At 61.0% G+C, this 21,113-nt stretch carries 16 protein-coding genes; 12 read left to right on the top strand and 4 right to left on the bottom strand.

The features are described from left to right. The first annotated feature begins 1 nt into the window (after nt 1). The 7 genes from H6650_08705 to H6650_08675 all read left to right on the top strand — a co-directional run bounded on the left by H6650_08705 (nt 2) and on the right by H6650_08675 (nt 6,828). Complete coding sequence (locus H6650_08705; GenBank protein MCB8952076.1) at nt 2-802, top strand: carotenoid biosynthesis protein; 801 nt, start codon at nt 2-4, stop codon at nt 800-802. After that, entirely contained in the window at nt 799-1,437 is a 639-nt protein-coding gene (locus H6650_08700) for a glycerol-3-phosphate acyltransferase (protein MCB8952075.1), read from the top strand. The genes H6650_08705 and H6650_08700 overlap by 4 nt, the downstream gene beginning before the upstream one ends. Next, entirely contained in the window at nt 1,434-2,561 is a 1,128-nt protein-coding gene (locus H6650_08695; protein MCB8952074.1) for a glycosyltransferase, read from the top strand. Before H6650_08700 ends, H6650_08695 begins: the two co-directional genes overlap by 4 nt. Further along, the gene (crtI, locus tag H6650_08690) at nt 2,554-4,071 is read left to right on the top strand and encodes a phytoene desaturase (protein ID MCB8952073.1); all 1,518 of its coding nucleotides are present in this window, start codon (nt 2,554-2,556) and stop codon (nt 4,069-4,071) included. The genes H6650_08695 and crtI overlap by 8 nt, the downstream gene beginning before the upstream one ends. A 215-nt stretch (nt 4,072-4,286) precedes the next feature. Continuing rightward, on the top strand, nt 4,287-4,493 hold the full coding sequence (locus H6650_08685) for a hypothetical protein (protein ID MCB8952072.1): 207 nt from the start codon (nt 4,287-4,289) through the stop codon (nt 4,491-4,493). 74 nt (nt 4,494-4,567) lie between these two features. Next, the gene (locus H6650_08680) at nt 4,568-5,500 is read left to right on the top strand and encodes an ADP-ribosylglycohydrolase family protein (protein ID MCB8952071.1); all 933 of its coding nucleotides are present in this window, start codon (nt 4,568-4,570) and stop codon (nt 5,498-5,500) included. A gap of 227 nt (nt 5,501-5,727) precedes the next feature. Continuing rightward, nucleotides 5,728-6,828, top strand: coding sequence for a sigma-70 family RNA polymerase sigma factor (locus tag H6650_08675; GenBank protein ID MCB8952070.1), 1,101 nt, complete (start codon nt 5,728-5,730; stop codon nt 6,826-6,828). Between the two features lie 45 nt (nt 6,829-6,873). On the opposite strand, the gene H6650_08670 is transcribed toward H6650_08675, so the two are convergent. From H6650_08670 to H6650_08660, 3 genes are all read right to left on the bottom strand, one after another. After that, complete coding sequence (locus H6650_08670; GenBank protein ID MCB8952069.1) at nt 6,874-8,388, bottom strand: baseplate J/gp47 family protein; 1,515 nt, start codon at nt 8,386-8,388, stop codon at nt 6,874-6,876. 46 nt (nt 8,389-8,434) lie between these two features. Further along, complete coding sequence (gene alaS / locus H6650_08665; protein MCB8952068.1) at nt 8,435-11,125, bottom strand: alanine--tRNA ligase; 2,691 nt, start codon at nt 11,123-11,125, stop codon at nt 8,435-8,437. A gap of 175 nt (nt 11,126-11,300) precedes the next feature. Then, nucleotides 11,301-12,974, bottom strand: coding sequence for a S8 family peptidase (locus H6650_08660; GenBank protein MCB8952067.1), 1,674 nt, complete (start codon nt 12,972-12,974; stop codon nt 11,301-11,303). A 423-nt stretch (nt 12,975-13,397) separates the two neighbouring features. On the opposite strand from H6650_08660, the gene H6650_08655 reads away from it, so the two are divergent. The 3 genes from H6650_08655 (at nt 13,398) to H6650_08645 (ending at nt 18,453) form a co-directional block, all read left to right on the top strand. After that, nucleotides 13,398-13,913 (top strand): ferritin, encoded by a 516-nt coding sequence (locus tag H6650_08655; protein ID MCB8952066.1) that lies wholly within the window; start codon nt 13,398-13,400, stop codon nt 13,911-13,913. Nucleotides 13,914-14,089: 176 nt separating this feature from the next. Continuing rightward, nucleotides 14,090-16,858, top strand: a complete 2,769-nt coding sequence (locus H6650_08650) for a peptidoglycan DD-metalloendopeptidase family protein (protein MCB8952065.1) — start codon at nt 14,090-14,092, stop codon at nt 16,856-16,858. Nucleotides 16,859-17,448: 590 nt separating this feature from the next. Further along, nucleotides 17,449-18,453, top strand: coding sequence for a sulfotransferase domain-containing protein (locus H6650_08645; GenBank protein MCB8952064.1), 1,005 nt, complete (start codon nt 17,449-17,451; stop codon nt 18,451-18,453). A gap of 160 nt (nt 18,454-18,613) precedes the next feature. Here the strand turns inward: H6650_08645 and H6650_08640 are convergent, their stop codons facing one another. After that, on the bottom strand, nt 18,614-19,660 hold the full coding sequence (locus tag H6650_08640) for a hypothetical protein (protein MCB8952063.1): 1,047 nt from the start codon (nt 19,658-19,660) through the stop codon (nt 18,614-18,616). A 466-nt stretch (nt 19,661-20,126) separates the two neighbouring features. Between H6650_08640 and H6650_08635 the strand changes: the two genes are divergently transcribed. Both H6650_08635 and H6650_08630 read left to right on the top strand, forming a co-directional pair. Next, complete coding sequence (locus H6650_08635; GenBank protein ID MCB8952062.1) at nt 20,127-20,354, top strand: hypothetical protein; 228 nt, start codon at nt 20,127-20,129, stop codon at nt 20,352-20,354. After that, complete coding sequence (locus tag H6650_08630) at nt 20,344-21,084, top strand: hypothetical protein (protein ID MCB8952061.1); 741 nt, start codon at nt 20,344-20,346, stop codon at nt 21,082-21,084. Before H6650_08635 ends, H6650_08630 begins: the two co-directional genes overlap by 11 nt. The last annotated feature ends 29 nt before the right edge of the window (nt 21,085-21,113 follow it).

Genomic DNA, 21,113 nt, shown 5'->3' with positions numbered 1-21,113 from the left:
AATGCCGGCATTTCCACCTCCACGCAACTGGGGGAAAACCCTGCCCGGTTACGCCTGGTTTCTCGGTGCCTGGCTGGTCGTCATGATACTCACCCCCATCCTCGACGCCATCTTCGGCGCACCGGCCCGTCCCTGGGTTATCAGTGCCGGCGTCCTGCTCCAGCTTCTCACCGTCCTGGCTATCCTTAGCCAACAATGGCCGCCGCGGCGCACGCTAACCACCACCGCCGCCGTCTTCCTCCTCGCCTGGGGCGTCGAAGCCATTGGCTCCACCACCGGCCTCCCATTCGGACGCTACGCCTACACCCCCACCCTCCAGCCACAAATCCGGCACGTCCCCCTCATTATCCCCCTGGCCTGGATGATGATGCTGCCCCCCGCGTGGGCCGTCGGCAGCCGGATCGCGCGCGGATCAGGCGGTCTCCGCTTCGCCCTTGCCAGCGGTCTGGCCTTCACCGCGTGGGACTTCTTCCTGGACCCCCAAATGGTGCATTGGGGCTTCTGGGTATGGCAGGAACCGGGCGGCTACTTCGGCATTCCCTGGCTAAACTACCTCGGCTGGTTCATCGTCGCCAGCCTGCTTACCCTCATCCTGCGCCCCCACGCCTTGCCTGTGCGTCCTCTCCTGCTCATTTACACCATCACCTGGGCGCTGGAAACCATCGGCCTGATCCTCTTTTGGGGGCTGATTGGCCCCGGACTCGTCGGCGGCCTGGTCATGGGCGGCATGTTGGCCTGGGCCTACGCCACGCGGAAAGACACCTCCCCCCTCACAACACCCGCCGTGGAGGTCGCGCGATGACCACGCTCTTGGCCTTTGTTCTCAGCTTCCTCTGCGGCGCGCTCCCCTTCTCCGTCTGGATCGGGCGGCTGGCCCTGGGCGCCAACATCCGCCACGTGGGGGACGGCAATCCCGGGGCCACGAATGTGTTGCGCGCCGGTGGGCACGGATGGTTCGCACTCGCCGCCGTGCTGGACTACAGCAAGGGTGTCGTCCCCGTAAGCATTGTGCATTTCGGCCTGGGTTGGCGTGGCTGGCCGCTGATCCTGATCGCTATCGCCCCTATTCTCGGCCACGCTTTCTCACCATTCCTCGGTGGGCACGGCGGCAAAGCCGTCGCCACCACCCTGGGCGTCTGGACCGGGCTGACCGTTTGGGAAGGCCCCACCGGACTGGGTCTGCTCCTCGGCATCTGGTACGCCATCATTGCCGTGGATGGTTGGGCCGTGATGCTGGCCTACGGTAGTTTGCTGGCCTACTTGCTGCTTTCCCCTCCCGCCTGGAACCTGCTCGGCTGGCGGCCCGCGCCGGTGGAAATCGGCCTGATTGGCCTCCTCAGCGGGCTTACTTTGGCCTGGAAACAGCGGGCCGACCTGCGCCATCGCCCTACGCCACGCCCGTGGCTGAAGGCGCGGACCTGGAGAATCGGCACATGAGGATCGTATCCGTTCTCGTTCTCGCGCCGCTGTTAGTGATGACGTTGACTGCGCTCCTCAACGCCTTTTTCTGGCGACGGTTGGGGACGACGGCAGCGGCTTCCCGCCAGCCGCGCGTCTCCGTCCTCATTCCCGCGCGGAACGAAGCGGCCCACATTGGGGAAACAGTGCGCGCCCTGCGGCAACAAACGTACGCGAACATGGAGCTGCTGCTGTTGGACGACCAGTCGGACGACGGCACAGCGACGGCGGCGGCAGCGGCGGCGGCGGGCGATGCTCGTTTTCAAGTGCTGCGAGGGCGGCCGCTGCCGGCACAGTGGCTGGGCAAAAATTGGGCATGTCACCAACTCGCGCAGGCGGCAGATGGCGAAATCCTCATCTTCACGGACGCAGACGTACGCTGGGAACCGGACGGCGTGGCCGCCGTCGTCGCCGAGATGGTCGCCACACAGGCCGACCTGCTCAGCGTGTGGCCCACGCAGCAGACGGAAACGTGGGGCGAGCGATTGGTCGTTCCCCTGATGGCCCTGGCGGTGCTGGCCTATTTGCCGCTGCCGCTGACGCATCATACGCCGTGGCCGATTTTCGCCGCCGCCAACGGGCAGTGCCTCGCCTTCCGCCACGCTGCCTATGCGAAAATTGGCGGTCATGAGGCCGTGCGCGGCAGTGTGCTGGAGGACGTGACCCTCGCGCGACGGGTAAAAGGCGTGGGTGGCAGGCTACGGCTGGCGGATGGGGCCGGGCTGGTGCGCTGCCGCATGTATGCCGGTTGGGCGGACGCGCGGCGCGGGTTTGGCAAGAATATCCTGGCGGGCTACGGGAACAGCGTGCTATTGCTGCTGCTGGCGACGATTTTTCACTGGGCCGTTTTCCTGCTACCCTGGGTCTGGCTCTTGTTGGGATGGCGCATGAACTTCCCCGGCTGGCCGGCATGGCCGGCGCTGTTGGTGGGTTTGGGGCTGCTGACGCGAGCGTTGACGGCCTGGCTGACAGGGCAGCGTCCGCGGGACGCGCTGCTGATGCCGCTGTCGGTGTTGTTGATGACGGTGGTTGCGGGCCAGGCGCTCTGGTGGCGGCATCAGGGCGGGCCGCGATGGAAAGGGAGGGTGGTGACCGATGGGTAGTCCACGCGACAAAGCTCCGGTGATTGTGATTGGCGCGGGAATTGGCGGATTGACGGCGGCGGTGTGGCTGGCGAATGCCGGCATTCCCGTCACCATCCTCGAAAAAAACAGCACCGTCGGCGGCAAAATGAGCCAGTGGCAAGACCACGGCTACCGCTGGGACACCGGCCCCTCCGTCATCACCATGCGTCACGTGATCGCCGAGCTTTTCACCACCACCGGGCGACGCCTGGAAGACTACCTCACCCTGCTGCCCGTCGAACCCCTCACCCGCTACTTCTACCCGGACGGCATCGTCCTCGATGCCACCCGCGACCTCTCCCGCCTGCTCCCGCAAATCGAAGCCCTCGACCCCCGCGATGGCGAAGGCTACCTGGCCTTCCTCGCTTACGCAGCGCGGCTCCACCGCCTCACCGGACCACTCTTCATTTATGGAGAGCCGCCCACCTGGCGCACCTTGACCCAGGTTTCCCCGCGCGATGGCCTGCAAGTGGATGCGTGGCGCACCATGCAGGCGCGGATTGAGCGGCACGTACGCTCACCGCACCTGCGCCAACTGCTGGGCCGCTTTGCCACCTACGTCGGGGCCAGCCCGTTTCACGCCTCCAGCACCCTCAACGTCATCGCCCACGTCGAATTGGCCGGCGGCGTCTGGTATCCGCAGGGAGGCATCTACACCATCGCCGAGGCGCTGGCGCGGCTGGCGCGGGAACTGGGCGTGACGATTGAAACAGGGTGCGACGTGCGCGAAATCGTTGTCCGCAATGGCCGGGCAGCAGGCGCGCGCCTGACAGACGGGCGCGAACGACCCGCCGCCGCCATCATCGCTAACGTGGATGTCACGACCGTCTACCAGCGACTGCTGCCGGCATCCGCCACTGTATCCCGACGGCGCGCGCAACTAGAAAGAATCGAACCCTCCTGCTCCGGGTTCGTCATGCTGCTCGGCGTGGCCGGGCAACACCCCCAACTGGCGCACCACAACATCTTCTTCAGCAGCGACTACCGCCGCGAGTTTGACGACATCTTCACGCGCGGCACGCCGCCGACGGACCCAACCATCTACGTCGCCATCACCGGCAAAACGGACCCCGCGCACGCGCCCGCCGGGCACGAAAACTGGTTTGTGCTGGTCAACGCGCCGGCTACCGGGCCGCAATTTGATTGGCGTCGGGAGGCCGCGTCCTACCGGGATCGGGTGCTGGCGCGGCTGGCGGCGCATGGGGTGGACGTGCGGGACCGGATTCGCGCCGAACGCCTGCTGACGCCGGTGGACCTGGGCAAGATGACGGCGGCCTATCGCGGGGCGCTGTACGGCACGGGCATGAACAGCGTGTTGGCTCCTTTCCACCGCCCACACAATCGCAGCAAGGAAGTGCCGGGCCTTTTCTTCGTCGGTGGCACGACACACCCCGGCGGCGGCGTGCCAATGGTCATGCTGTCCGGCAAACTGGCGGCAAAATTGGCGCGGCAGGCATTGCCAATGGCGGGAGACGGCGCATGGAACTGAGAATTTTCCAGAGGCAACTGGCGCGGCGGCTGCTGGCGTGGAGTGGTTTTAGCGCAGTTGGCGGCGCGGCGTTGTGGCTGACGCGGCGGCCCTTCTGGCACGGCGTGGGCAGTCAGGCGGTGTGTTGGGGGGTGGTAGATGCCGGCATCGCCCTCATCGGACAGCGCGCCAACACACAAAAAGCGGGCGACCCCCAAGCCAACACCCCCGCTGCCCTGGCGCAAGAAGCCGCCTCACTGCGCCGTCTCCTCCTCGTCAATGCCGGATTGGACGTGCTGTACATGCTGGGCGGGCTGCGTCTGGCGCGCCACGAGCAAGAAAAATGGCACGGACATGGCTGGGGCATCTTCATCCAGGGCGCGTTCCTTTTCTTTTTTGACCTGCTGCACGCGCGAAGCGTACCACGGGGCGAGAAAACATGATCACGGATTACGCCAATGGTGTCCGCGGTGTCCGCATTGTGCCGCGTTCGTTCGACCCTGCTCAGGAGCATAAAATGAACCTTCGAGAACGATATCGTGGTAGCCTGTGTGGGCTGGCCGCCGGAGATGCGGTGGGAACAACCCTGGAGTTTACGCAGCCGGGTCAGTTCACGCCGGTTGAGGACATGGCAGGCGGGGGTCCGTTCCGTTTGCGCCCCGGCGAATGGACGGATGATACGTCCATGGCCATGTGCCTGGCGGCCAGCCTGGTGGAAACGGGCGCGTTTGATCCCGCCGACCAGATGCAGCGGTATGTGCGCTGGCAAACGGAGGGGTACTGGAGCAGTAATGGCGTCTGTTTTGACATCGGGGGCACAGTGGCGCGGGCGCTACAACGCTTTCAGGAGACGGGCAATCCTTACAGCGGCGCAACGGACAGGTATAGTGCCGGCAACGGCTCTCTGATGCGCCTTTCGCCCGTGGTGCTGTTCTTCGCCCGCCAACCGGAGACGGCCATCGCTCGCGCCGCCGACAGCTCGCGCACCACCCACGCCGCCCCCACCGCCGTAGACGCCTGCCGCTATATGGCCGCGCTGCTATTGGGCGCGCTGGCCGGCGTGGACAAACCGACCCTGCTTGGCGACCACTTCACACCCGTGCCTGGTCTCTGGTTGCGGCAGCCGCTGGTTCCGGAAATCGCGGAAATCGCCGCCGGCTCCTTCAAGGAGCGGCAACCGCCGCAAATTGAGGGCAGCGGCTACGTCGTCAAGAGTCTGGAGGCCGCTTTGTGGGCGTTTTATCATAGTGAGGATTTTCGCGCGGGTTGCCTGCTGGCCGCCAATTTGGGCCAGGATGCGGATACAACCGCCGCCGTCTACGGGCAGCTTGCCGGCGCATTCTATGGCGTCGGCGGCATTCCGGCTGACTGGCACGCAAAACTGGCACGCGGCGGCGAGATTGAGGCCCTGGCGGATGCGCTCTATGCCCATGCGGTGGCCGCCGTGTAAGAACCGTGCGCGCCGGCGCATCTAGCGCATGACAGCAGGGAATCCGCAAGTCACGCGCGCCGTGGCAGGGCAAGCTGCCGGCATTCACGAAGCGCATGGGCTGTGTGAACGCAAAGGCGGTGTTAATTCAATTCTAAGGCTTGTTCAGTACAATTTGAACGTTTTGAACACGACTCTATTTCTTGACAACGCGGGGTCCGCCCGCTGTCAGTAACAGGAAAAACGATATGAATACGGCAATCACCAACCGGAACACACCTGACCGCATAGAAGATGAATTGCGGCAAACCATGCCGCCAACCGGCGAGGATCATCGGCGCAAAAAGCGGCCCAGGTCGCGTTCCGTTGCGAATCGTGCGGATCATGGGCGGGAAAATGCCGGCACTTCCCCTCCCCCAACACCGCAAGACCTGCGCTTTGGCGAAAACCTGAGCAGCGACGTGATTGACCTCTACCTGGGTGATATTCGCAACCAGGCACTGCTCAGCGCCAACGAAGAAGTGCAATTGGCCCAAACCATTGAGACAGGCCGCACCGCCGCCAAAAAGCTAAAGCAGCAAGACATTTCCGCCAACGAGCAAGCGCGCCTGACCCGGCTTGTGGAAGCAGGCGAAGCCGCGCGCGAGCGCATTGTGCGCTCCAACATGCGCCTGGTCATCAGCATTGCCAAGAAATACCGCAACCGGGGCCTGAACTTCCTGGACCTGATTCAGGAAGGAAATGTGGGCCTCATTATTGCCACGGACAAGTACGATTACAGCATGGGCAACCGCTTTAGTACCTATGCGACGTGGTGGATTCGGCAGGCGATCACCCGGGCGCTGGCAAACCAGAGCCGCACCATTCGCCTCCCCGCCCATTGGCACAGCATGTTGATCAAAATTAACCGACTGCGGCGAGAGTGGGAGCAGACGGAACAACGGCAGCCAACTTCGGAGGAACTGGCGGAAGTGTTGGAAGTACCACCGAGCCAGATTGACTGGCTGCTGAAGGCAAGCCAAAGCCCGATTCCCCTGGAGCAGCCTTTTGGTCCAGAAGAAGACACGGAGTTTGGCGACTTTCTGGAAGACGTGGATAGCCCCGATCCGGCCGTTATTACGGCGCAAAATATGCTATCCGCGGAGCTGGGCGAGCTGTTGGAGGAACTGCCGCCGCGCGAGGCGGAGATTTTGCAACTGCGCTACGGGCTGCATGACGGAAAGTTCCGCACGTTCCGCGAAATTGGGGAGATGTTTGGTCTCTCGCGGGAGCGGATCCGGCAGCTAGAACACGAGGCGCTGAACAAGCTGCGGTTCGCGCACATGGAGCGCGGCTGGAATATGATTTAGCCCCTTGTCAACTGACGAGGGATGCCTTCGTCATTCGTCCTTCTCTTAATTGGTGGGGATGCCGGCATCTACGCGCACACGAATACGCACCGGCAAATAGGGAAACCGCCCTAACCAGTCCGGGCGAATGCGCACCGTCGGGTACTCGCGCAGCGGAAGCTGCTGATCCAGATAAGCCAGGGCCAGCGCCGTGGGCTGACCTGCCGCTACCTGTAACGGTCCCTCCAAATTCAACCGCGCCGCCGCATACCCCTCCCCGATCATGGCAAAACTCACCCGCCCCTGATTATCCACGCCAAACACATCGCCGCCGCGAAACGTGAGCGACTCGGCAACCAACTCGTAGCCCGGACGCACAGCAGCCGCTAACGCCTCATACACCAGCCCCACCGCCTGCGACGCATCCACCGCCGTCGCCTGCACCTCCGTCCGCATTTCCAGCGCCAGCCGATCCGCCTGCTCCCCCACAAAATACGAAAACGTCTCCTCATCCACGCGCACAATGCGCAACGAATCGCGCGCCAGAAATTCGTTATCCGCCAGAAACCCGGTCATTTCCGCTTCCGCAAGCGTCTGCAACTGCTGCAGCACCTGCGCCCGCAGGCGCGCCTGGTCCGCCTCCGTCACCGCGCGCACCAGGCGCATCGCCCCGCCGTCGAGCGGGTCCAGGTTGCGCACCTCCAATTGCAGCGCCAGCGGACCTTCGATACGATTCACGGCGTTGGCGGCTACATTGCCATCCGGGCCGGGAATGACGGCCACCACGTCCGCTTCCGCCGTACCGCCAATGACGGGGGGGACTTCCACGGGGGCGATGGTCTGGAAGGTGAGCAACTGGCCGGCGGTGGCCGTGACGCGCGTGCCGGCAGGTACGGTAACGGGTTCCGCCAGTCGATTGGCGAAGACGACACGCCCACGCGCGGGCGCATCGGGCACTTCGATAGCGCCCGTCGTCTCCACGTCGGCGCGCCAGACGGTGGTGACGACCAGCCGCCGTCCGGGAACAGACGCGCCGCTGAAGTTGACGCTATCCAGTTGGGGATCGGCGACGATCTGCCGGGATACCTGAATGGGTTCGAGCCGTGGTTTGAGGACGAGGGTAGCAGCGGGGAGGGCGTAAAGGATGCCGACGACGAGGCCGGTGAGGACGGTGAAGAAGAGGAGAATGCCGGCATATCGCCACAACCAGCGCCGCCACAAAGGAACCGGCGCCTGGCGACGGTACACCTCCCGCCGATCATCCTCGTGCAGGCCAGGCGCGGGGAGCAACTGCCGCCGCACGCGCCGCCAGGCCCGCCGCCGCTCCGCCGCGCGCACAGTGGCAAATCCCGGAATCCCCTGCGCCCGCGCTTCTTGACGAATGCCGCCGTCGGGCGTGACCAGGGCCACTTCCAGGCGCCGGGCATCCGCATGGCGGCGCAGCCGCACCAGGTCCACCGTCTCCGTGAACAACCGTCCCGCCGGCGGCAGCACGAGAATAACGCGCACCGCGCCGCACCAATCGAGGCGGTCGCACACGGAGATCAGGTCGTCTTCTTCGTCCAGGTAAATGACCTGCATAGTCGCGGTCAGTCAAACAACAAACGGTTCTATGGAAGGCCGCACGTCACTTGAGGCTGCGGGCGACGAGGTCGGGCACGGCGGCCAGCGCCGCGGGGAGTTTGGCGGCATCCTTGCCGCCCGCCTGCGCCATGTCCGGGCGTCCGCCGCCACCGCCGCCTACGATTTTGGCGACGTCGCGCACGAGATTGCCGGCATGAAGCCCACGCCCCAGCATCTCCTTCCGCACCATCGCCACAAAAACGGGGCGCTCATCCCGCACCGTGGCCAGCACCACCACATCCGCCTTGCGGCCATCGCGCAGGCGGTCCGCCAGTTCGCGCAAACCATCCTGGTCCGCGTCGTCCACCGCCGCCGCCAGCACGGCCACGCCGCGCACATCCCGCGCCTGCGCCGCCAGGTCGTCAAACCGCGCCAGCAACAGACGGCGGCGCAGCGCCTCATGCTCCTTTTGCAGCGCCCTAAAATCCCGCTGCAACGCCTCCAGCCGGGGCATGGCTTCAGCAATCGGCGCGTTCAACGTTTCCGCCAACTGCCGCAAAATCCCCAGCCGCTCCGCCACAAACGACTGCGCCCCTTCACCGGTGACGGCCTCCACGCGGCGCACGCCGGCGGCTACGGCCTCCTCGTTGGTGAAATGGAATAGGCCGATCTCGCCCGTGCGCCCCACATGCAAGCCGCCACACAGTTCAAAGCTGTACGGGTTGTGCCCATCGTCTGCCTCCGTAATCTGGATCGTGCGCACAATGTCGCCGTATTTCTCGCCAAAGAGAGCCATGGCGCCGGCGGAAATCGCCTCCTTCTGCTTCATATGCTGAATGTTCACGGGCATGTCCTGCAAGATGGCGGCGTTGATGGCCCGTTCAATGGATGCTTTCTCCTCCGCGCTCATGGCGCGCGTGTGCGTGAAGTCGAAGCGCAGGCGGTCGGGAGCCACCAGCGAGCCGGCCTGCGTCACGTGCGTGCCCAGATGCGCCCGCAGTTCGCGGTGCAGGATGTGGGTGGCGGTGTGATTGCGGCGAATGTCGGCGCGGCGGACGTCGTCCACGGCCAGGAGAACGGCCTGCCCTTCCTGAACAGGTCCGCGCGCGACTTCGCCGACGTGAACGATGAGGCCGGGCACGGGTCGTCGGGTGTCATGAATGTGAATTTCGGCCCCCGTTTCCGGGATGAGGATGGTTCCGGTGTCGCTGACCTCGCCGCCGGATTCGACGTAGAAGGGAGTGGCGGCGGTGACGATTTCCAGTTTTGCGCCTGTTTGGGCGACGGACACGGGCCGGCCATCGACCAGCAGCGCCAGGATTTCTGATTCCATTTCGGCGCCACTGTAGGGGTCGTAATCTACGCCAGATGCCGGCACTCGCCCCGACTGCACCAACCGCACCAACACATCTCCATACACATCCGCGCCCATCGTGTACTGCCCAAACGCCCCCGCGCCGCTGGCCGCCGCGTGTGCGGCGCGCGCATCGTCAAAGGCCGCCTCATCCACGGTGAAGCCATGCTCCTGAGCCACATCCCGCGTGATCTCCAGCGGCAGGCCATACGTCGCATAGAGCGTAAAAGCGGTTTCGCCGTCAATCTCCGTCATGCCCTGCTGCGCCAACGCCGCCAGCAAGTTATCCAGGCGCGCCAGCGCGGAATCGAGCGTGCGGTTGAATCGCTCCTCCTCCTGCGTCAGCGCGTGCTGGATATGGTCCAGGCGCAGCCGCAATTCGGGGTAAACCTCGCCCATCGTCTGCGCCAGCACCGCCGCCACATGCGCCAGGAACGGTTCCGTAAAACCGAGTTTCCGGCCAAAGCGAGCGGCGCGGCGGATAATCATGCGGATGACGTACCCCTCGCCCACGTTTCCGGGCAGGACGCCATCGCCAATGAGAAAGGTGGCGGCGCGTCCGTGGTCGGCGATGACGCGGTAGGCGACGTATTGCTCCGCCCGCTGCGCGTCGGTGTGCCCCAGTCGTTCTTGCAGACGGTCCATGACGGGCAGAAAAACGTCGGTGTCGTAGTTGCTGGCAACCCCCTGCATCACCTGCGCCATGCGCTCCAACCCCATGCCGGTGTCAATGGAGGGGCGGGGCAGGGGGTGCAGTTCGCCGGCGTCGTCGCGCTCGAACTGCATGAAAACCAGGTTCCACAGTTCGAGGTAGGCGTCATCTACGTTGACGCCGGCGGCGGTTTGTTCGGCCAGGGGGCCGAGGTAGTAGTGAATCTCGGAGCAGGGACCGCAGGGGCCGGTCTCGCCCATTTCCCAGAAGTTGTCTTTTTTGCCAAAGCGGAGGATGCGTTCGGGGGCGGTGTGTTTGCGCCAGTACTGTTCGGCTTCGTCGTCGTCGGTGTAGATGGTGACCCACAGCCGTTGTTTGTCCAGCTTCAGCACTTCGGTGAGGAAGAGCCAGGCGTAGTCAATGGCCTGTTCTTTGAAGTAGTCGCCAAAGGAGAAGTTGCCGAGCATCTCGAACATGGTGTGGTGGCGCGGCGAGGGGCCAACGTTTTCCAGGTCGTTTTGCTTGCCCTGGATGCGCATACATTTTTGGGAGGAGGTGGCGCGGGTGTAGTCACGTTTCTCTTTGCCAAGAAAGACGTTGGTGAACTGGTTCATGCCGGCATTCGTAAACAGCAACGTTGGATTTTCACGATTCGGCAGCGGCGCGCTGGGCACAATCGTGTGCCGGTTCTCCTCAAAGAAATCAAGAAAAGCTTTGCGTATTTCGGCGCTTGTCCGTGGTACAGTCATCTGGTTCCTCGCATCATAGTTTGTATAACGGATGGCATTTTACGGTAGGGGCAAAAGCCTGTCAATTGCGAAAGTTGGCGAGTTGGTAGTTGGGGGTCGGGGTGGCGACAACAAAAAAGCCCCAGGGATTCCGCCGAACCCCTGGGGCTTTCCTGCTGTGATAGCGTATTGAGCGCTATCTGGCAATCATGAGCTGCCAGGCGTCGGCGTACGTGTGACCGGCCAGGGCGTTCCAATCCAGGCGGGCCATCTGTTGTTCGATAGCAGCGGCCAATGCCCCGCCGTCCATAGCGCGGTCGGCGCGGACCACTTGCGCCAGGAAGAGGCGCAGTTGCATGACCTGCCGCGCCGTGAGTACGGCGTCGTTTTGCGTGCCGGCAATCTGGTCCAGACCAGGCGCGGCGGCCACCAGCAATTCACCGGCCATCGCCCGCAGATGCGGCGAGCGCAGCAGCAAGTAGCTGATGCGGTCGGTGTGCGCTTCGTAGAGCGCGCGATATTCGCGGCCTACGTCGCTGGTGCTCAGCGCATAGTCGCGGAAGTGATAAATGCTATCCGCCACGGAAATCGCCTCCAGTCCGGCGAAGAGGCTGGCATCCCGCAGCACCGTGTTCGCCGCGCACTGTCCCGGATTGGGGCAGGGTTCGGGATCGGGAATGGGGTTGGGATCGGGCGTCAGTTTGGCGTAGATGAGCAGGTTCAGGGAGCAGGCGGAGTCAATGACCACGCCGCGGGTGGCCGTATCGTTGATCAGGTTGGCGATTTGCGCCGGGGTTGCGCCGGGGTATTGCTCCAGCGCCAGGGCGATGACGCCGGCGACGTGCGGTGAGGCCATGGACGTGCCGCTGATGGTGTTGGTGGCGGCGTCACTGCTGTTCCAGGCGGAGGTGATGTTCACGCCGGGGGCGAATACGTCCAGGCATGTGCCCCAGTTGGAGAAGGAAGCGCGGGTGTCGGTGTCGTCCGTCGCGCCGACGGTGATGGCTTCGGGCACGCGGGCGGGGGATGTGTCGCAGGCGTCGCCGTTGTTGTTGCCGGCAGCGAGGGCAAAGTTCACGCCGGCGGCGATAGCATTCTGCACCGCCGTATCCGTGGCGGCGGAAACGGAACCGCCCAGGCTCATGTTCGCCACAGCGGGGCTGTTGTGGTTGGCGGCGACCCAATCGACGCCGGCGACCACGTCTGCCGTGGAGCCAAAGCCGGCGCAGTTGAGGACGCGCACGGCGTACAATTGCACGTCCGGGGCCACGCCGTAGGTGGCGCCGCCGACCGTGCCGGAGACGTGCGTGCCATGCCCGTTGCAGTCGTTGCCGTTCTGCCCGTCCCCGACGGCATCAAAGCCCACGGAAGCGCGGCCTTCAAATTCGTTGTGGGTGATGCGAATGCCGGTGTCGATGATGTAGGCGTGGATGCCCGCGCCGGTGGCGCTGACGTTGTAGACGTTGTCTAGGGGCAGGTTGCGCTGGTCGATGCGGTCGAGGCCCCAGGTGACGTCGGCGAACATGAGGTGCTGGGCTTCGACGTAGGCGACTTCGGGCAGACTACGGATGGTGGCGAGGGCGGTGGGGGGAAGCGTGCCGGCAAAACCATGCAGCGCGGTTCCGTAAACAAAATCCACCTTCCCGCCGAGCGCCTCCGCGGTAGACACGGCGGCGGAAATGGAGCCGGCCGTGGCCTGGTCGCGGAAGACGACAATATACTGGTCGGCCAGCACGCCGGCGGCATCCAGTCCGGTCAAGGGCGCCTGGGCGTTGTCGGTGGCCGCGGCGCGGGTCGTCTGGTAGCCGGCAGCCAGGGCTACCAGGGCCAAGACGAGCAACAAAAAGAAACGGTTTCGGGTTTTGAACATCAGCCTTACTCCTGTTGTGGGGATGGATAGGAAACGACCGCGAGCAGGCGCGCCATCCTGATTGATAATAAACCTGGCCTGACGGGACCAGGAGGGGAACGATTTTGCCAACAGGTGGAGATAAGAGTGTACCGGAGATTGGGCTGGTTTTCAAACAAAAATGCCGGCAATTTCCGCAATTAACGGGGTGGGTGGGGAAAATGCCGGCAAAATGGTCGCCGATTTACGCGATTCTTACCCATGCGTGATATGATAGGAAAGTTGCGCGACGATGATTCATTCTCAAGGCACGCCGGCATCGGCGTGGCAACGACGAACAAGCGCCAACTGCATGACGGTCTAACACTAAATTCCCCTTCCCGGATCGGTTGATTCTTGCAGCATGAACCGATCTTGGTGACCCGTATCCTTATAGGAGAGACCATGATTATCAAAGCAAATGTTGTAAACGCGCTGAATGCGCAAATCGTGAGCGAATTCACGGCGGCGGCACAGTATACGGCCATCGCCGTTTATTTTGACGAAGAGGGACTTCCCGAACTGGCCGGTTTCTTCTACCGGCAGTCGGATGAGGAGCGAATGCACGCGATGAAGTTCGTGCATTTTATGCTGGAGACGGGGGCCAAGCCGATTATTCCCGGCATTCCCGACCTGCGAAATGAGTTTTCCGGCGCGGCGGATGCGGTGGATTTTGCCTTACGCCAGGAGTTGAAGGTGACGGACCAGATCAACGGTCTGGTGACGCTGGCGACGAAGGAGTCTGACCACACGACGAATAATTTCTTGCAATGGTTCGTGACGGAGCAGGTGGAAGAGGTGGCGACGATGACACAACTTCTGCAGACGATTAAACATGCCGGCACAAACCTCCTCCTCGTCGAGGATTTTGTGCGCCGTTTTACGCCAACCCAACCGGCGGACGGGACGGCAGCCGCCTAACGACGACGCCACTGCTGCACAAGTTCGCGCAAAAAGCGGCGGGGTAAAGATCAGGTGATCTTTACCCCGCTTTTTTTGGGCAAAAGGGAGTTCAAACGCGCAAAAAAGGTATAGATGTATAAGAGCAAAATATAGCTGTGTGTCACGCCGGTTCAGCCAGTAAAAGGGGAACAGAAATGTCTAAGATGCGACGTTATGGATTGATAGCCCTCTTCATCACCCTCCTCATCATGGGCAGCATTACCCTGTTCATTACCAATAGCCAGGCCGACGAAGAGGCAACCACGGTGTTAGCCGACTCGTTCGATTTTCCTCTGGGCGGCCCGGATGGAACCGGTTACGGCTTCAGCATCTGGGACGGCGGGGGGAATGGCTATGACATGCACAATCCAGCCCTGACCAATCCCAGCAGTTGCTATCCGGGACATACGATTAACGAACTGTGGCACGCCGCCGAGGACTGGTTCAAATTGGGGGACACCAAGGGCATCATTGGCGAGAGCGTACACGCGGTAGCCGACGGGAAGGTCAGATTCGTCAATCCGAACGCGAACTATCCCGGAGGCGTTGTCGTCATCAAGCATCCTTTGCCGGACGATAGAGTAGTCTATTCACAGTATGCACATTTGGCGACAGTACTCGTCCAACAAGACCAGGAGGTGACGAAAGGCACGGCTATTGGATCCGTCATGGCCTATCCCGGCGACGAGTGGAATTCTCACTTACACTGGGAGATGCGCTCGTTTTTCGACGGAAGCAATCTATGCCAGGACCCACCTGGTTCGCACATCCCGGGACCTGGTTATACCAATGATGTTCATCCGGGAGAGGTCGGCTATTTGAACCCGTCCGCCTTCATCAACAACAACAGGCATAGCGGCAACGGTAGCAATCTGAGCGTGGCCTTGATCATCGACGCGACCGGGAGTATGAGCATCAATGATCCCACGGGAATGCGCCGCGAAGCGGCCAAAGTGTTCATTGATACGGCTCAAGTCGGTGACAAGATCGCCGTTGTCGCTTTTGACACGCAGGCTTACGTCCTGCAAGCCTTATTGCTCATTGAATCGGAAGCAGACAAAATCACCCTCAAGGCGGCGGTAGACCAGATCGGTGATTGGGGCAGCACGGACCTAAATGTGGGACTCAACGCCGGCTTTATGGAGCTTCTTGCTGACACCAGTGAGCGCGAGAAAGTGGCGATCTTTCTCACCGATGGCCTGCATACGGCCATAGACCCTTTTCTGGCCCAAAGCTATCTACAATACCAGGCGCAGGGTTGGCCGGTTCATACCATTGGCCTGAGTGATGCCGCCGATGACGCTTTGTTAGCTGTCATTGCGAATGAAACAGGGGGAACCTATAGCCAACTGTTTGATCCCAATGACTTGAAACAACTCTATTTTGATCTGTCGCAACAGTTAACGAGAAGCAACGTCATCGCGGAAGAGCAGGTTACGCTGCACCAAGGTCAGACACACCAGGCTTCCACATACATTGCCACGGATCAGGCGTCCGCGACGTTTTTCTCTTCCTGGCCAGGCAGTGACGTGACGCTGACGCTAATCAGTCCGAGTGGCCGTGAGATCGCAGCGAATACCTCCGCCGCGGATGTTTATCATGTCAAGGGGCTTACGTATGAAATCTATACGCTTTCATACCCGGAAACGGGCATTTGGTCGGCGCGCTTGTTTGGGAATGAGATGCCGGCAGGAGGCGAACCGGTCACTCTCCAAATTGCATCCCAGGGACCTGCCTACATCTTTCTCCCCATCGCTTTCCACCTGAGCAACAACGTTTCTGATCCACCTCCCTTCATGGCCTACAATCCGATACCCTACAACGGGTCAGTTGACCAGCCCATTGACGTCCTGCTGGAGTGGGACGGTGGGGATCCAAACAACGACCCGGTCACCTACGACGTCTACTTTGGTTACACGGCAAACAACCTGGTGCGCGTCTCCGCGGACTCCCCGCTGGACAGCTACTATCCTGGCCCATTGCTGGAAAACACAATCTACTACTGGCGCATCGTCACGAAGGACATACACGGCGAAACGGCTACAGGACCTATCTGGCACTTTTCAACGGGAGGCACGGCCACGCCCACGGCGACCCCTTACACGCCAACCGCGACATCCATCGTGCCACCCACGATCACGACGCAGCCGACAGCCACCGGCACGCCAACGCCCGTCTCCACACTGTTACCCACGGCCACGCAAACCCCAAATGCCACGCCAACGGCTTCGCGGACCCCCTCACCACAGCCAACCGTCACGCCAACCGTCACGCCGACCGTCACGCCAAGCGCGACGCCCACAGCAACCAGCACGGCCACGCCTACCCCTTCGGCAACGCCTACCAACACGGCAACGCCCACCCAGACACCAACGCCGACATCTACACCGCTTCCACCGCCGCCGTCACCAACGGAATTGCTGGGACCCTTTACGAACAACGGCGGGTTTGAAAATGGGAATATGTCGGGGTGGGTTGTGTTGAATGGGACCATTGACGTGACCGGCGAATTCGTCCATTCGGGCATCTACTCCATTCATGGCACAGCCCAGGGGGACGAAAGCGAGGGGGACCCGCCCGTCAAGTTCTACCGGGACATCTCCGTTGAGGCTTACCGCATCTGGATTGACGCCGGCCTGGGTCATGCCGACTTTGAAGGCTGGTTCCATGATGGAAACAGCGAATATCACCGGTTTCTCATCCACTTTTACAACGTGTTTGGCACGGACTTAGGCTCGTCTTTTGATACGGGATGGGTGCGTGACACGGGTGGTGGGAATTATGTGTGGACGGGCGGTGAGCGCCCGATTCCCGTGGATACGTCCTATATTCGCGTGGAAGGACAGATGAAGCGGAATGCCGGCAGTTACACGGACGTGGACGTTGATGACATGAAGTTGGTCGTCTTGTTCGATTCGCCGTAGATTCAGCCCGGAGCCGGTACTATCTTCCTGGCGGCGGCGTTGAAAATGCCGGCATTCTACCCTACAATAACCCTTGTCCTGGCAAACACACCCACCTCAAGGCGCACCATCGAATGCACCTCTCCCGGAAATGAGGACAATAGAAGCACAAATAACGCCAGGGGAAGGAGGTGTTGGTACGTCCATACGTCTCGCGCGTATGATCTGCCAAAACGACATCGATTGTGTTAAAACGTGTTACTGGTCCTGGCTCGCGCCATTCTTTTGCCCAAAACGACCTCCCTAACTGGTTGTTCTGGCGGAAGTGGCCCCACAAAGCCCGGAATGATTGTCAGGAATAACCGTTGCAAAACACCGGTACCTGCGTAAATGTGCATTTAACGGCGGTGAGAGCGGGTTGAGCTTGGGAAGGATGCACCCTTGCTCATAATTTTGCCCATTTGATGGACACCACTCCCCCAGTGGTGCGTTTTTATTTGCCCCTGGCACTCTTCTCCGGGCCATGAAAGAGCGGCTCGCGTTTGTGCGTGGGTCCTGCCATCTGACTTTGGCTGACGCCGTGGCGTAGCCAATCAAATAAGGAGTAAATTGTGAGTGCAACGATAAGCTATCCGGCGTCTATCAATCGAAATCAACATATGGCGCCATGGAAGCGAGGAATGATACAGGGCATCAGTCTCGTGACTCTAAAGCCCGCAATGTGGGTAGCAGAGCAGACGGGACAATGGCACCGCGTCTTTGAACGCATGACACGCAACATGCCACAACATGCCCATACAAAAGGGTCATTCAACGGCTATACCCCGACGGAACATGATGTCATCGTCAGTGTTTTCTCCAAGAGTGGCACAAATTGGACCATGCAAATTACGCACCAGATCGCCATGCGTGGCCAGGGGGAGTATGCCCACATCCATGACGTAATCCCGTGGCCGGATGAAGTCATCCCCGATTACACCATCAAACTGACGGATGAAGCGCCGCTGAAGAACTCGCTCACGGGGATGCGCGTCATTAAAACCCACCTGGACATGGAGTACGTCCCCTACAATGACCACGCCAAATACGTCTTCGTGATCCGCGACCCGAAGGATGCTTTCGTTTCCAGCTACTTCTTCATCCGTTCCGTCATGTTTGGCATGCTCATGCCCAGTCCGAAAACGTGGCTCGATCTGTTTTTGTCTAACAATTTCCCACTCGGCTCCTGGCCATCACACATTGCCAGTTGCTGGAGATTGCGAAACGAAAGCAATGCGCGCGTGCTGTTCTACAAAGATATGAAAAAAGATTTGCCGGGAACGGTGCGCTCACTGGCAGAGTTGATGGGGGTTGACCTGACGCCAGAAGAGTTTGACACGGTTGTCCACAAAAGCACATTCCAATATATGAAGTCCATTGACCACAAGTTCTATCCCGGCGAGGGCAGCCCGTGGTCAGATCCAAACGGCAGCATGATGCGCAAAGGTAAGGCGGGAGATTCAGGAGAACTGCTAACCCTGGCGGATCAGGCAAAGATTGACGAATACTGCCGGCAAGAACTCCGTCGCCTCGGTTCTGATTTCCCCTACGACGACTACTTCGGCCCCCATAACTGATTCACCACAAACCGAAACGGGAATGCCGCTGTCAGGTCGGCGGCATTCCCTAACCGATCCACGTGAGCGCGCACGCGGGCTGCCAGCGCGTCGCCTGACCTGTTCTGGCGGACCTCGGCGGATCATACGCGACGTTGCCGCATACGAGGCCACGCGGACATCAACGAGCAACCTGTGCCAATACGTCCTGGACCCCTTGCAGGTTCCTGTTCCAATCAACCGCCGTATAGTCAGAAAGCAGAATGGAGATCGCGGGAATACCTTGCCTATCCAACCAATCCGTCACATCACCGGAGATAGGGTAGTAATTGATGAACCCATACTCATAGCCAGAGCGGGCACCGTAAACAGATGCCAGATTTTGGGAACCCGATTGGCTATTACGTTGACCACAAGTGCGGTCCCCCGGAATCACCAGTTCACCGCGTGCCTCATAAAACACAACCGCCGCCGGACGCTGCGTCAGGAAAAAATCCCGCAAGGCCACCGTCTCCGGCTCGGAAAACGCATAGCTGCCAGGATTGACAGGAACGCTGCGCCATTGCGCTGTATTGGACCAGTTGCAATCCCAATTGCGATTGAGGTCAACGCCGTTTCCATTTACCCGCCCCGCTTTCGTCTCCACGGCCCCATTCAAGCTATCTGGGCTGGCCAGGGGCAAAACGTATAGCGAAACATTCACGGGTATCTGCTCCCCATGCTCGGAGAAATAGTCTATCATCTTTTCCGCCACGGAAACGGTCCCTGGCGCAAACCCCGCATGAAAACCCCCAACTAACGCAACAACCTTCGGCCCACTGCCCAAACGAGTGAACGTCATCGGCGTTCCGTTCGCCGAGTAGCCGATAGTGATCTGTTCCACAGGCAAACTCGCTCCCTCATTCATCGTAATCCGGCTATTGACATCCGCGTTATAAAAGCGTGGGTCGGCATCTTTTCGCACGCGATTGTCCGTCACCAGAACAAGAATGTTTCCCTTTCCATCTCCCTTCACGGTTGCATCGACATCCCTCAACTCTACCGTAAACGTCTCGTCCTGAATGTCATAAAACCATGTCTGTTCCCCCGTCGAAATCGTCAATGTCTGCTGGCGCGGAAACTCCACGGAGCCTTCGGCAAACACGCGGAGCATACCCAAAGGCGTAGGGAGAATAGGCAACTCGCCGCCCACACCGATTTCTAACTCGCCATTCGTGTCCATAGACACAAAGAGAATTCCCAATGACACACCCACCGTTCCCTTTAGCTGAGGCTCTCGCTTTTCGGGGGGGAAATCTGGAAATGCCCCAGAACCATCGCTGCTTGCGGATGTAGCATTCGACGAAGGAATCGGAGGAACGCCATCGCATCCGCCAAGCACGAGCAGCGCAACAAGCAGTACTATCATTCTCCGCATATCAACCTCCCGTGACCAGGTGCAAAACTGTTCGTTTGTCCGCCAGAACTCGTCTACAATGGTAACTGTTCAACCTCAGGGGTATGTATACCAAGAGATCTTCCCGGAAGCTCGATTTCCAACCCCCAGCGTCTCGTGATTCAAGTCATTGCGCATCAAAACAGCTTCCGGGAAGGTGGTCGTGAATAGTCACCTACAATCTTATTATGCCTGAAAGACAGCCCTTTTTCCCCTCTCTTATAGTCATTGCTTTCGTGTCCATTCTGGTACTCGTTCATTGCCAGCCGCAATCCATTGCTGCTCCGCCAACGATTACGCTGATCCCGACCGCCGCCGCATTGTCGACATCCCCCCCCACGGCGACACCTACCCCCCTTCCCCTTGCGGCCACATTGCCCCGCCCGCCGGCCAGCCCTACGCCCTCGCCAGGCCCAACATCACTCCCGCCAACCTCTCCCGCCGCGCCCACGTCAACACCGGCGGAGAGCAACCCCGTGGTGCGTGATTTAGGGCTGTCCGGCAACGGCTATCCCATCCAGGCGTTCCAGATGGGCAGCGGTGATCATCATTTGATGATCGTGGGCGGCATCCACGGCGGCTACGAATGGAATTCGATTCTGCTGGCGTATGGTTTGTGGGATTATTTTGCCGACGAGCCAGAGCGATTGCCAGAGGGGGTGCGGTTGACGATCGTGCCGGCATTAAACCTCGATGGACAGTTCGCCGTAACCGGACAAACAGGCCGCTTCACGCCCGCCGACGTCGGCGCGGACACCACCATAGGACGCCTCAACGGGCGCGGCGTGGACCTCAACCGCAACTGGCCTTGCAACTGGCAGCCCACCGGAACCTGGCGGCAGCAACCCGTCAGCGGCGGCAGCGAACCCTTCTCCGAGATCGAAAACCGACACCTCAACTACTTCATCACCCTGGAGCAGCCCGATCTCGTCATCTTTTTGCACAGCGCCCTCCCCGGCGTCCTCATCGGCAGTTGCGACGGCCAGGAAGCCGCCACCACCCGCGCCTGGGCGCAAGCCTACGCCACCGCCAGCGGCTACCCACTCTACGACACCTTCGCCGCCTACGAAGTCACCGGCGATGCCAGCGATTACCTGGCCATCGTGGGCATTGCATCCTTCACGGTGGAGCTGACGGACCATTTCGTCATCGAACTGGACCGCAACGTGAGCGGCGTGCGCCAGGTATTGGCCGCCATGAAAGGCGAGGATAACTGAACGCATCCCCCCTTCGTCCTGAAGACGTG

This window comes from Ardenticatenales bacterium, assembly GCA_020634515.1.
In the GTDB taxonomy this organism is placed as follows: domain Bacteria; phylum Chloroflexota; class Anaerolineae; order Promineifilales; family Promineifilaceae; genus JAGVTM01.
Note: the sequence above shows the minus strand (reverse complement) of the source record. Positions and strands in the feature narration are given on the sequence as shown.

Coding starts and splice junctions, on each gene's coding strand:
- H6650_08705 (MCB8952076.1), top strand. CDS start 2: ATGCCGGCATTTCCACCTCCACGCAACTGGGGGAAAACCCTGCCCGGT.
- H6650_08700 (MCB8952075.1), top strand. CDS start 799: ATGACCACGCTCTTGGCCTTTGTTCTCAGCTTCCTCTGCGGCGCGCTC.
- H6650_08695 (MCB8952074.1), top strand. CDS start 1,434: ATGAGGATCGTATCCGTTCTCGTTCTCGCGCCGCTGTTAGTGATGACG.
- crtI (MCB8952073.1), top strand. CDS start 2,554: ATGGGTAGTCCACGCGACAAAGCTCCGGTGATTGTGATTGGCGCGGGA.
- H6650_08680 (MCB8952071.1), top strand. CDS start 4,568: ATGAACCTTCGAGAACGATATCGTGGTAGCCTGTGTGGGCTGGCCGCC.
- H6650_08675 (MCB8952070.1), top strand. CDS start 5,728: ATGAATACGGCAATCACCAACCGGAACACACCTGACCGCATAGAAGAT.
- H6650_08670 (MCB8952069.1), bottom strand. CDS start 8,388: ATGCAGGTCATTTACCTGGACGAAGAAGACGACCTGATCTCCGTGTGC.
- alaS (MCB8952068.1), bottom strand. CDS start 11,125: ATGACTGTACCACGGACAAGCGCCGAAATACGCAAAGCTTTTCTTGAT.
- H6650_08660 (MCB8952067.1), bottom strand. CDS start 12,974: ATGTTCAAAACCCGAAACCGTTTCTTTTTGTTGCTCGTCTTGGCCCTG.
- H6650_08655 (MCB8952066.1), top strand. CDS start 13,398: ATGATTATCAAAGCAAATGTTGTAAACGCGCTGAATGCGCAAATCGTG.
- H6650_08650 (MCB8952065.1), top strand. CDS start 14,090: ATGTCTAAGATGCGACGTTATGGATTGATAGCCCTCTTCATCACCCTC.